The 12345-nt window shown below is 33.4% G+C and carries 9 protein-coding genes; 2 read left to right on the top strand and 7 right to left on the bottom strand.

Annotated elements, in window-relative coordinates; genetic code table 11:
• Positions 1-31: 31 nt before the first annotated feature.
• The gene (gene mnmA / locus QLQ95_RS15840; protein WP_320495263.1) at positions 32-1219 is read right to left on the bottom strand and encodes a tRNA 2-thiouridine(34) synthase MnmA; all 1188 of its coding nucleotides are present in this window, start codon (positions 1217-1219) and stop codon (positions 32-34) included.
• A 142-nt stretch (positions 1220-1361) separates the two neighbouring features.
• Here mnmA and QLQ95_RS15835 point away from each other — a divergent pair, with 142 nt between their 5' ends.
• A complete protein-coding gene (locus QLQ95_RS15835) occupies positions 1362-3239 on the top strand; it encodes a PEP/pyruvate-binding domain-containing protein (RefSeq protein ID WP_482500570.1) in 1878 nt (625 codons plus the stop codon).
• Here the strand turns inward: QLQ95_RS15835 and QLQ95_RS15830 are convergent.
• Both QLQ95_RS15830 and QLQ95_RS15825 read right to left on the bottom strand, forming a co-directional pair.
• Positions 3236-3793 (bottom strand): DUF4956 domain-containing protein, encoded by a 558-nt coding sequence (locus QLQ95_RS15830; RefSeq protein ID WP_250835384.1) that lies wholly within the window; start codon positions 3791-3793, stop codon positions 3236-3238. The two genes, QLQ95_RS15835 and QLQ95_RS15830, sit on opposite strands and share 4 nt — an antisense overlap.
• Before the next feature lie 89 nt (positions 3794-3882).
• The gene (locus tag QLQ95_RS15825) at positions 3883-4593 is read right to left on the bottom strand and encodes a toxin-antitoxin system YwqK family antitoxin (RefSeq protein ID WP_482500568.1); all 711 of its coding nucleotides are present in this window, start codon (positions 4591-4593) and stop codon (positions 3883-3885) included.
• Positions 4594-4890: 297 nt separating this feature from the next.
• Here QLQ95_RS15825 and QLQ95_RS15820 point away from each other — a divergent pair, with 297 nt between their 5' ends.
• The gene (locus QLQ95_RS15820; protein ID WP_320495266.1) at positions 4891-5868 is read left to right on the top strand and encodes a fasciclin domain-containing protein; all 978 of its coding nucleotides are present in this window, start codon (positions 4891-4893) and stop codon (positions 5866-5868) included.
• Positions 5869-5939: 71 nt separating this feature from the next.
• Here QLQ95_RS15820 and yidC read toward each other — a convergent pair whose 3' ends face one another.
• From yidC to nagB, 4 genes are all read right to left on the bottom strand, one after another.
• Positions 5940-7856, bottom strand: a complete 1917-nt coding sequence (gene yidC, locus QLQ95_RS15815; RefSeq protein ID WP_482500566.1) for a membrane protein insertase YidC — start codon at positions 7854-7856, stop codon at positions 5940-5942.
• Positions 7857-7935: 79 nt separating this feature from the next.
• On the bottom strand, positions 7936-9552 hold the full coding sequence (locus QLQ95_RS15810) for a CTP synthase (protein WP_095929926.1): 1617 nt from the start codon (positions 9550-9552) through the stop codon (positions 7936-7938).
• A gap of 240 nt (positions 9553-9792) precedes the next feature.
• On the bottom strand, positions 9793-10026 hold the full coding sequence (locus QLQ95_RS15805; protein WP_320495268.1) for a DUF3820 family protein: 234 nt from the start codon (positions 10024-10026) through the stop codon (positions 9793-9795).
• Between the two features lie 390 nt (positions 10027-10416).
• On the bottom strand, positions 10417-12345 hold the full coding sequence (gene nagB / locus QLQ95_RS15800) for a glucosamine-6-phosphate deaminase (RefSeq protein WP_320495269.1): 1929 nt from the start codon (positions 12343-12345) through the stop codon (positions 10417-10419).

Raw genomic sequence — 12345 nt, 5'->3', positions numbered from 1 at the left:
TTAGGGATCTTCTCCCAAATAAAGTATAAAGCTAAGAAATTACTCCCGAACCAACTAATTCATTTTCTAAATACCAAGCAACAAACTGTCCTTCTGTAATAGCAGACTGTGGTTCTTCAAACTCTACGTACATTCCGTCTTCAAATTGATGTAAAACAGCTTTTTGAAGAGGCTGACGGTAACGAATTCTAGCCATCACTTCCATTTTCTCACCAGCTTTCAAAGTCATATCTTCTCTAATCCAATGAACTTCAGATTTTCCAACAAAAAGTGCTTTTTTAAATAATCCAGGATGTTGGCTTGATAAACCTGTATAGATAGTATTAGTTTCTACATCGGTTGCAATTACAAATAAAGGATCTGTTGTTCCTCCTACATTTAGACCTTTTCTTTGTCCAACTGTAAAATAATGAGCCCCTTGGTGTTTTCCAACCACTTTTCCCATTGTTGGAAGATAGTCTAGTTTTTGAGATTCTAACTTTAATCTTTCTTCCAAAGAAAGTTCAGCTGATTTTTCAGAAGTATAAATCGGATCATTTTTATCTACTTGAACAATTTTACCATCTTTTGGCTGTAATTTTTGCTGTAAAAATTCTGGAAGACGAACTTTTCCAATAAAACATAAACCTTGTGAATCTTTCTTTTCTGCTGTAACCAATTCCATTTCAGCAGCAATTTCGCGCACTTCTGGTTTTGTTAAAGCTCCAATAGGAAACAAAGCTTTAGATAATTGTTCTTGTGACAATTGGCATAAGAAGTACGATTGATCTTTATTATTGTCAACTCCAGCAACTAGTTGGTAAACTGGTTTTCCGTCTACCTCAATTTCGCTTTTTTGACAATAATGTCCCGTTGCCACATAATCCGCTCCAAGACTTAAAGCGATTTTCATAAACACATCAAATTTGATTTCGCGGTTACAAAGCACGTCAGGATTTGGAGTTCTTCCTTTTTCGTATTCGTTGAACATATAATCAACAATTTTTTCTTTGTATTCCTCGCTTAAATCAACAGTTTGAAACGGTATGCCTAATTTTTCAGCCACAAGCAAAGCATCATTACTGTCTTCCAGCCAAGGACATTCGTTAGAAATAGTAACAGAGTCATCGTGCCAGTTTTTCATAAAAAGGCCAATAACTTCGTATCCCTGCTGTTGCAATAAATACGCTGCAACACTAGAATCTACTCCACCTGAAAGTCCAACAACTACTCGTTTCATTTTGAAAAGTTTAATTTTTTAAGGTTGCAAAGGTACGCCAAATAATAGAAAATTTCACCATGGTTTTCATTACTTTAAGCAATCCCGCAGTAGATAAAACTTATTACTTTTTTAAGTACATTTAATCATCCATTTTTATTCTATGAAAAAATACATTTATAGCTTGTTTTTCCTTTTCGTATTAACTTCGTTAAGTGCGCAGCGATTCAGCGCATCTTTGCCAAATTATGAAGCTTACAAAGCATTTAGAGGAAAACCTTTGTCTGATAAATTTTCGAATATTGAATCAGTAAAAGTCATTTACGATCTCAGAAAACAAAAAATGTATTATTTCAACAGCAGTATTATTTTGCTTCATTACGATTTTGTAGTTAATTATTTGGGATACAGCCATGATTTAGAAGTCTTCAATAATGAGAACTATAGCAACACTGAAAAGAATAGAGATTTTCTTCTCGGAAATTTAAATCACATTAAAGGAACAGACAAATGGATTTTTGAACTCGCTGCATCCGATCATATGCCTCTACCACTGATTGAACGTTTTTTTACTATGGTCAAAAATTCTACTTTTATTGGAGAAAAACTGAAATTTTATCTGAACAATCCAGAAATGATGAATTGGTTCCAACGTGAAGAATTCAAAATTCCATGCGTGAAATCTGATTATATTTTTGGCGAATTAAAATATCAGGAAGTTGTTCGCGGAAGTAGTATTGGGATTTTGCAGCAATACAAAATCAAAGATTTAGAAACTGTAAAACCTAGTTCTGACGAGATTATCATTCTGGACGGAACGCCTGATATTCTCCCAAATGTGCGAGGAATTATTGTAAATGAACTTCAAACTCCATTAAGCCATTTGGTTCTCTTAGGAAAAAACAGAAAGATTCCGATAATGGCATATACGGATATTGAAAAAGACAACAACATCAAAAGGCTGCTTTCTAAAAAAGTAGAAATAAAAATTGAAGTCGATACTTTTTTTATTAAAGAAACCACTAAAAAAATTCCAACAAAGTCTCCTGGAAAAAAGAAAAAGCTATTTATAGACAATAGCGTTACAGAATTGGTCAATTTATCTGAAATTCCAAAAAAGGGAATTAACTATATCGGTTCAAAAGCACAAAACATGGCCTATTTAATTGCCATTTCTAAAGAGATTTCCTTTAAAGTTCCCGAAAATGCACATGCTATTCCGTTTTACTATTATACAAAACATATTCAGACCCCTGCTATTTCTCCATTAATTGCAGAGCTTTTAGCTTTCCCACAAAAAGATTCTGCGATTTGGATAAATAAACAGCTTAAAAAAATTAGAGACGCTATCAAAAAAGAACCTATTGATCCTGAATTAATATCTAAATTGAATATTGCTTTTAAAGACGCCAAATTTAAAAACTTCAGATTTCGTTCGTCTACGAATGCAGAAGATTTAGATGATTTTAATGGCGCTGGATTGTACGATTCTAAAACCGGAATTTTAGGCGATTCAATCAAAACTTTCGAAAAAGCCATAAAACAAGTCTGGGCAAGTGTCTGGAATGAAGCCTCGTATAACGAACGAGAACTTTTTGGAATTGATCAGCAAAATATTGCAATGGGCGTTTTGGTGCATCGCTCTTTTCCTGATGAATTGGCAAATGGCGTAATTATTACCAAAAATATATTTAGAGAAAACTTTGCTGGAATTACGGTCAATGTTCAAAAGGGAGAAAACTCGGTTGTGAAACCCGAAAAAGGAGAAATCTGCGAACAGTTTGTAGCCTATCATTTCAATGACGGTAAAGATGAAACCGATTTTGATATTGATTATACTTCCAATTCCAATTTGAATGATAATGAACCTTTATTGACTCGAAAAGAAATGAGTAAGCTATACGATGTCAGCAAAAAAATTGAAACTAAAATGTATCGTTATTGGCGCAAAAACCAATTTCATCCGGTAGATATTGAATTTAAAATTGTGGGCGAAAAAAGAGATTTGTACATCAAACAAGTCCGTCCATTCAACGATTAATAGAATACTAATAAATCTATTTCATTACTTGCCGTATTGATTAATACAATTCTAAAGTCGAAATCTTCAATCTTAATTTTCTGCTGAATTGATTTTCGAATTACTTCTGAGTTTAAAGAAAAATTATCGTCAAGCGGAATTTTCACATCTACAGAATTCAGATATTTTGAAGCTTTTTTGTTGACAATAACCGAAGCTGCAATATAAAATCCGATAATAATAATTTGAAAAAACAGCAATAATTCAATCTTTTCAAACGGATACATAATGTCCAGAATTGACAATGTAATTGTGGCGAAAAGAAAGATTATAGCATTTACCGTGAAAGATTGTGTTCTAAATCGAAGTATCGAAAAAATAGCAAAAAGACCAAAACCAATTCCGACTCCAATTTCTATTTTGGTAAAAAGATAACAAAGGGAAAAAGTACAAAGTCCCACAATAACCATCAACGGATTTATAGTAGCATTATCTTTTCTGTTGGAGAAAAAATACAAAACCAAAATCGAAAAAAACAACAGTAAAAATCGTCCTAAAAGCTCTTGTAAATCCATTGGTTAGAATAAATTGGTTACTCAAAAGTAAACAATTTATTCTTTACCTATTTTATTTTTAAGGAATGAATTCTGAGCTTTTCAAACTATTATTTTTTTGGCGCTGGTCCTTTTTCAGAAGCTTTATTCGTGTTTTTAGGATCGCTCATATTTACTTCCTTCACTAATTTTCCTTTTTGGTAAAACTGCCAGATTCCAGCTTTTTTACCATTTATAAACTTTCCTTTAGAAGCAACAGACTTATCTGAATCATAAAAAACAGCTGCACCATTGTATTCATTATTTACAAAGTTCGATTCTTCAAGAAGCGTTCCGTCCTGCCCTATTTTTTTATAGGGCCCTTCCTTTAAACCATTTTTATAAGTCATCTCTTCCGCAATTTGCGCATTGGGATAATAAACAGTTTTTAAACCTTCTAATTTTCCATTTTTATAATTCTCAACCGCCATTAAAACTTTAGAAGCTTTATGGTAATATTTCCATTCCCCTTCGCGAGCTTTTCCTATCTCTTTTCCTTCGCTTACTTTGTTTTTATTTTGATCAAAAAAGACAGTATACGAACTTCCATCATTGGCACTAAAATCTCTTGTTGCTAAGACATCACCTTTTTTAGTATCATCAAAAAATTTAAAAACACCAGTTTCTTTTCCATGATCAAAAGTTCCTTCGTAGCGAGGGCGTTTAGATTCAGTATAAGTGCCTTTCCAAAGTCCGTCTTTTTTTCCAGATGTGTCAACTTTATTGGTTTCTTGAGAAAAAGCTGCTGTACTAATTAGAAATAAGATCCAAATTTTTTTCATAAACTGTTTTTCTTTATAACATTAAAAAGCGTGTTTTATTATTGCAAAAGTATAACCAATTTTACTTTTTTACCGATTTTTAAAGTCTTAAATACTATTTAAAATTTTGTTAAACAAAATTTAGACCTACGAATAATAAAACCAGAACTAAACCAACATAAACAACTAAAAATCAACACTATAAAAACAACAAATAACGCAAGTAAAACATGTAATGAATATAACTTTTGTTTAACATTATGTAAATAAAGTTAAACAAAAACTCGTAATTTAGCCTAACAAACTAAAAACTATATTATGAAAACATTCAAAATTAAATTAATTGCTTTTTTAGCATTAATTGCTTTCGTCAGCATTTCATGTAATAATGATGACGATGACTCGCAACAGACCTCACAAACGATTCTATCTATTGCGAAAGCAAATCCTGATCTTAGCAGTTTAGTTGCTGCTTTAGAAAAAGCAGATCTAGCTGCTACATTGAACTCTTCTGGCTCTTATACAGTATTTGCGCCAAATAATAAAGCTTTTAGCGCTTTTCTCTCTGCAAACGGTTATGCTAATCTTAACGCAGTTCCTGTTGCTGCTTTAAAAGAAATACTACTCAACCACGTTTTAAGCACAAAAGTAAAATCTAGCGAGATTACTACCGGATATGTAAAAACTCTGGCCAAAGGAAATGCTTCGGCTTCAAACACCATAAGTATGTATCTTGAAAAAAACACAGGAGTTGATATTAACGGCGGAAAAGCAAACGGTGGTGCAACAGTAACAACTGCAGATATTGAAGCTTCAAATGGCGTTATTCATTTGGTTGATGGTGTAATAGGATTACCTACTATTGTTAACCATGCTGTGGCTAACAAAAATTTCACCACTCTTGTAACAGCATTGAGCTACAACTCTGCATCTGGTTTTGTTGGAATATTATCTGGAACTGCAAATTCACCTTTTACTGTTTTTGCACCCACAAATGCTGCATTTGCAAGCTTCTTAACTGAAACTGGATTTTCTGGTCTTTCTGCGATTCCTGCTAATGTTTTAGAAACTACCCTAAAATATCACGTAGTTGCTGGTGCGAATGTACAATCGAGTTCTTTAACAAACGGACAGGTGGTTAATACTTTTGCGAGTCAAAGTTTCACAATTGGTCTTACTGGGGGCGCAAAAATTACGGACACCAATAATAGAGTGAGTAATATTATTGTAACAGATGTTCAATGTTCAAACGGTATAATCCATGCTATTGATAAGGTTTTATTGCCTAAGTTTTAAATACAACTAATTGCAAATAAAAAACCGTCTCGCTTTTAACGAGACGGTTTTTTGTTTTTATTTATAAAGAATTATTTCTTTTTCTTATTCTGAGATTTTGCTGCTTCCTGTTGTTCCATTACTTCTTGAAGACGCTGTTGGAACTTACTTGGCTTTTTAGGCTCTCTTTGTTTGTTTTCTTGAATCTGAGCGTGAATTTTATCACTGTCTACAATATAATTCTTGATTACAAACATGATTCCGATTGTAATTAAGTTTGAAATAAAGTTATACAAACTCAATCCTGAACCGTAGTTATTGAAGAAAATTAACATCATTAATGGTGAAACATAAATCATGATTTTCATCATTTTTGCCATATCTGGCATACCTTCCTGCTGAGGAGCTGCCATTTGCTGATCTCCAGAAGTCATTTTCATGTAGAAGAAAATCGCAATTGCAGCCAAGATTGGAAACAAACTAATGTGATCTCCGTACATCGGAATAGTAAATGGTAATTTTACAACAGAGTCAAAAGATGATAAATCGTCTGCCCAAAGGAAACTTTTTTGTCTTAATTCAAATGCCGCAGGGAAAAACTGGAACGATGCGTACATAAATGGCAACTGAATCAATGCCGGAATACATCCTGCCATTGGGTTTACACCTGCTTTGTTGTACAGCTTCATTGTTTCCTGTTGTTTCTTCATTGGGTCTTTTTTGAATTTCTCTCCCAACTCAGCAATATCAGGTCTTAAAACTTTCATTTTAGCCTGAGACAAGAATGATTTATACGTAATTGGCGACATGGCCAATTTGATGATAATTGTAAAAATAATGATTGCAATACCTAACGACAATCCCATTGTCGAACTTAAGAACCCGAATAATGGAATGAAAATCCATTTGTTGATCCATCCAAAAATCCCCCATCCTAATGGAATAATTTTTTCGAAGTTTTTATCGTAAGCTTTTAATGTTTTATAATCTGCAGGACCCATGTACAAATTCATTTTGTAATCGATCTCTCCGTTTGAAAACGCTAAAGGCAAATTAGCTCTAAACTGTTTTGTAAAAACAGTATCGATTTTTTCGTCTTTAACCAAATCATCAGATTGTAACTTTGAAGTTTCAAAAGGTTTTTCTGTAGATAAAATAGTCGTAAAGAAATGCTGTTTAAAAGCTATATAACTTACTTTTTCAGGAGTTTCTTCTTTTCCTTGTCCGTGCGAACTAACGTTATTGTATTTTGATTCGTTGTATTTGTAATCAATTTGTGCATAACGGTTTTCGTAAGCTACACTTTTCTCATTTCTATATGTTTTTAAATCCCATTGCAAATCAATTGGTTTTGCAGAATTTAAAACTCTGTTCAAACCTTGAGAACGGATATCAAAACCAACTAAATAATCGTTTGGTTTTAAAACATATTTGTACTCTAAAAATTCATTAGCTCCAGCTTTCAAACGCATAGATAAAACTTGGTCTGCACCAATTTTTTCTAATGTTGGCTCGAAATACAAATCTTTAGAATTTAATGTTCTATTATCTGTAGTAAGAAGCTGTAAATTTAAATTTGAGTTGTTATTTTTGATTAACTCAACTAACTGTCCAGAACCTTTTTTTAATCTTTCGAATTCTTTTAAAGTAGCTTCAACAATATAACCACCTTTATTAGCAATCTTTAATTTTAATTTTTCATTTTCGATTGTAGTAAAAGCTTCTTTTGCAGAAGGAAGTGTTGCAGAATAAGCAAATCCTCCTAAAGTTTTTTGCAATTGAGCCAATTGAACTGTATCTCCAGGAGTTACAGCTGCAGCTGGTAATGACGCAGTTTTAGCTTTGTCTGCTTTTGCTTGTGCTTCTTGTTTAGCAACTAATTCTTTCTTGGCTTTTTCAGCAGCGATTTCTTTTTCAGAAGGCTGATTTTGATACATTATCCAAATCAAAATTCCGAATATCAATACAAAACCAATGATTGAATTGAGGTCTAATTTTTTTTCTTCCATTATAATTTAAAAAAGTTATTCGTTGAAGTCTATTAGTACTGAGTTTATCCCAAAAGTTACAAACTTCTCAAAATATTAATTACTGTTTTTTATGTGCATTTACTGCAGCAGCCACAAAGTTTACAAAGATTGGGTGCGGATTTGCAACCGTACTTTTGTATTCTGGGTGATATTGAACACCGATAAAAAATGGGTGATTTTCAAGCTCAACGATTTCCACTAAACCTGTATCAGGATTAACTCCAGAAGCTTTTAAACCTGCTTTTTGCAATTCATCAGCATATTTATTATTGTACTCATAACGGTGGCGGTGACGCTCCGAAATAGTTTTTTCTCCGTAAATTCTGTGTGCTAAAGTGTTTGGTTTAATATCACATTTCCAAGCACCCAAACGCATTGTTCCTCCTTTATCGGTTACATTTTTCTGTTCTTCCATTAAATTCACAACTGGATGAGGCGTTTTATCGTTCATCTCTGTAGAATTCGCATCAGCATAACCTAAAATATTTCTAGAATATTCGATAACAGACATCTGCATTCCTAAACAAATTCCGAAGAAAGGAATGTTGTTTTCACGTACAAAACGAACTGCTTCGATTTTTCCTTCAATACCTCTTTCACCAAAACCTGGAGCAACTAAAACTCCGTCAAGAGAACCTAATTTCTCTTCCACATTATCAGCATTAATATGCTCTGAGTGAATAGAAATTACGTTTACTTTTGTTTCGTTTGCAGCTCCTGCATGAATGAACGCCTCTAAAATAGATTTGTAACAATCTTGCATTTCTACATATTTTCCAACTAAACCAATGTTTACAGTTTGTTTTGGATTTTTTAATCTTTTTAAGAAAGTATTCCAGTTTTTAAGATCTGGAGATGCTTTTTTAGGCAAATCTAATTTCTTTAAAGCCACAACATCTAATCCTTCTTCAAGCATTAAATTTGGAACTTCATATATAGTAGAAGCATCAATTGACTGAATAACCGCTTCTTTCTTAACATTACAGAATAAAGCTAATTTCTGGCGCAATTCCTGAGACAATTCGTGCTCCGTTCTACAAACCAAAATATCTGCTTTAATACCGCTCTCCATTAAAGTTTTAACAGAGTGCTGAGTTGGTTTTGTTTTCAATTCACCTGCAGCTGCCAAATATGGAACTAATGTTAAATGAATCACGATTCCGTTATTTTCACCTAACTCCCAAACTAATTGACGAACAGATTCTATATAAGGTAAAGATTCGATATCACCAACAGTCCCACCAATTTCAGTAATTACAATATCATAGTCGCCAGATTTACCTAGCAATTGCATTCTGTCTTTGATTTCGTTTGTGATATGAGGAACAACCTGAACCGTTTTTCCTAAAAACTCTCCTCTTCTTTCTTTTTCAATAACCGAAAGATAAACTCTTCCTGTAGTAACGTTATTAGCCTGAGAAGTAGGAACGTTCAAGAAACGCTCGTAGTGCCCTAAGTCTAAGTCTGTTTCAGCTCCATCATCTGTCACATAACATTCTCCGTGCTCATACGGGTTTAGTGTCCCCGGATCTACGTTAATATATGGATCAAATTTTTGAATAGTCGTGCGATATCCTCTTCCTTGTAACAATTTTGCCAAAGATGCCGCGATAATCCCTTTTCCTAATGAAGAGGTCACACCTCCTGTAACAAAAATATATTTTGTTTGATTCATTCTGTTGTTGTTTGTAAGTAGTTGTGTAAAAAACTTGGCAAAAGTACAAATTTAATTAGACAATTTATACAATAGACTTCTTAGATTTTTAGAATTTTAGAATGCTGATTTTTTATCTTTTTCAAATCAAAAGAAAACCTTCCTATATATTAATTTTTATCTATTGTTTAAAAGATTTTCAGTCATTATAATGAAAATTTCATCTAATTATATAAAAATCCCATAATCATAAAAAGCATATTATATTGGCTTGGGATATTGCTTCTTAATATTTCGAATTAATTCTTCTAAACCATTCAATTTCAATTCATAAATAAGCTGCAATTGCTGACCAAGCTCTCCTTTTGGAAATCCTTTATTATGATACCAAACTACATAATACTCCGGCAAATCAATTAAAAATTTCCCCTCGTATTTCCCGAAAGGCATTTTGGTGTGCGCTAATTTTATGAGTTGTTTTTTGTCTTGATCCATAGTTTTTTGTTGTAGAAAAAAGAAGCAAGATGAAAGACGAATGCTTTCTTCTTGCTTCAATTAGTTGCAAAGCTATTATTTATTTACCACAGATTAAAAAATAGTTTACAGTTAAAATAAAACCGAATATAAAAACTAAAACCACAAATTAAAAGGACTCTCACAGATTACTAAATCAAAGACTAGAAAATCAATAGCCTTAGCATCTTAAAAAAAAACTTAGAACCTTAGTACCTCAGAACCTTAGCCTCTTAAAAAAAAAAAGAAGCAAGAAAAAAGAACTTATTTGCGTTCCCTCTTCCTGCTTCAAAAATATCATTTAAGACTTATTACTAATTTCTAAAAACGCTAAAAAAACTTAGCATCTTAGCATCTCAGAACCTTAGCATCTTAGTAGTGCCATCTCACGAAAGCTTCCATTGCAGCATACGTTGCTAAACCTAATTGGTGGTACAATTCTGCTGTTTCGCGGTTTCTGTCTTCTGCTCTCTGCCAGAACTCTCTTGCATCTGTTCCTTGGAAAACAACTCCATCTTTTTGAGATTGGTGCTTGAAGATTCCGTGACGTTTTTCTAGAACCTGATCCGGACTCATTGGAACAGCCATCTCAACCTCATCAATTCCCCATTCTTGCCAAGCTCCACGATATAACCATAACCAACAATCGTTCATAAACTCTTTTGGTTTTAAAACTTTTACTGCCTCAAAAATTGCATCCAAACAAACTTTGTGAGTTCCGTGTGGATCTGCTAAATCTCCCGCTGCGTAAATCTGATGTGGTTTAATTTTCTCAATTAAATCAACTGTCAACTGAACATCTTCTGGTCCAATTGGTTTTTTCTCGATTGTCCCTGTTTCATAAAAAGGCAATTCCATAAAGTGAATCTGCTCATCTGGAAGACCAACAAAATGACTTGTAGCTCTCGCCTCTCCTTTTCTGATTAAACCTTTAATGTAACGAACTTCTGGAATATCAATTTCGCTGTTCTTTTTGTTCTGCAAGAATGCTTCTGCCTTTTTGTAAATACTATCTGCCTCAGCGCTTTTGATTCCAAATTTCTCATTGTAATCAATCACAAATCTTGCAAAACGAAGCGCTTCATCATCAGCAACCGCAATGTTTCCAGAAGTTTGATAAGCAACGTGCACCTCATGTCCTTGCTCTTGCAGACGCATGAAAGTACCTCCCATACTAATAATATCATCATCTGGGTGCGGACTGAAAATCAACACACGTTTTTTAGCTGGCTCCGCTCTTTCGGGACGATTTGAGTCGTCTGCATTTGGTTTTCCACCTGGCCAACCTGTAATTGTATTTTGTAATTTATTAAATATCTTAATGTTAGTATCGTAAGCTGGACCAGAATCTGCCAACAAATCACTCATACCGTTTTCGATATAATCTGCATCAGTAAGCATTAAAATTGGTTTTTTAAGATCTAATGCCAATCCTAAAACTGCTTTACGAGTTAATTTATCTGTCCAAACGATTTTCTCCACCAACCAAGGTTTATTGATTCTAGTTAGTTTTGAAGAAGCTTCTTTGTCTAAGATAAAAACAGCATTATTATGTTCTTGCAAAAATGAAGCTGGAACTCGGTTTGTAACTTCGTCCTCAACAGATCTTTTTACAATGTTTGCTTTTCCTTCTCCCCAAGCCAATAAGATTACTCTTTTTGCTTCCATGATTTTTTTTACTCCAAGCGTAATAGCAGTTCTTGGCGTATTATTTAAACCAAAGAAATCTTTACTTGCCGCAACTCTTGTAATATGATCTAAAGCCACTAAACGAGTTTTAGAGTTTTGAAGCGAACCAGACTCATTAAATCCGATGTGTCCGTTTCCTCCAATTCCAAGAATCTGAAGATCGATTCCGCCTAAAGCTTCAATTTTAGCTTCATATTCGTGGCAATAATCTGCAATTTGTTCTTTTGTTAAAAGTCCGTCTGGAACATGAGCGTTTTCAGGTAAAATATCGACATGATCAAACAAAAGTTCCTTCATGAAACGAACATAACTGTTGATTGAATTGGGTTCCATTGGATAATATTCATCCAAGTTAAAACTGATTACGTTTTTAAAACTCAAACCTTCTTCTTTGTGCAGACGCACTAATTCGGCATATAATCCTTTTGGAGAAGAACCTGTTGCCAAACCAAGAATACATGGCTTTCCTTCTTTTTCTTTTTCTTTGATTAATGCTGCAATTTCTTGCGCTACTTCTTTTGAAGCATCTGTTGAGTTTTCAAAAACAACTGTATTAATGTTTTCGAATCGTTTTTCGAAACCTGTTGCTTTGTCGATTTTACTTTTTAACAT

This window comes from Flavobacterium sp. B330r, from assembly GCF_056824325.1.
This window is presented reverse-complemented; position numbering and strand designations above follow the sequence as displayed.

Excerpts from the sequence above, each read along its gene's own strand:
- mnmA (WP_320495263.1), bottom strand. The coding sequence starts at position 1,219 with ATGAAACGAGTAGTTGTTGGACTTTCAGGTGGAGTAGATTCTAGTGTT.
- QLQ95_RS15835 (WP_482500570.1), top strand. The coding sequence starts at position 1,362 with ATGAAAAAATACATTTATAGCTTGTTTTTCCTTTTCGTATTAACTTCG.
- QLQ95_RS15830 (WP_250835384.1), bottom strand. The coding sequence starts at position 3,793 with ATGGATTTACAAGAGCTTTTAGGACGATTTTTACTGTTGTTTTTTTCG.
- QLQ95_RS15825 (WP_482500568.1), bottom strand. The coding sequence starts at position 4,593 with ATGAAAAAAATTTGGATCTTATTTCTAATTAGTACAGCAGCTTTTTCT.
- QLQ95_RS15820 (WP_320495266.1), top strand. The coding sequence starts at position 4,891 with ATGAAAACATTCAAAATTAAATTAATTGCTTTTTTAGCATTAATTGCT.
- yidC (WP_482500566.1), bottom strand. The coding sequence starts at position 7,856 with ATGGAAGAAAAAAAATTAGACCTCAATTCAATCATTGGTTTTGTATTG.
- QLQ95_RS15810 (WP_095929926.1), bottom strand. The coding sequence starts at position 9,552 with ATGAATCAAACAAAATATATTTTTGTTACAGGAGGTGTGACCTCTTCA.
- QLQ95_RS15805 (WP_320495268.1), bottom strand. The coding sequence starts at position 10,026 with ATGGATCAAGACAAAAAACAACTCATAAAATTAGCGCACACCAAAATG.
- nagB (WP_320495269.1), bottom strand. The coding sequence starts at position 12,345 with ATGTTAAAAAGTAAAATCGACAAAGCAACAGGTTTCGAAAAACGATTC.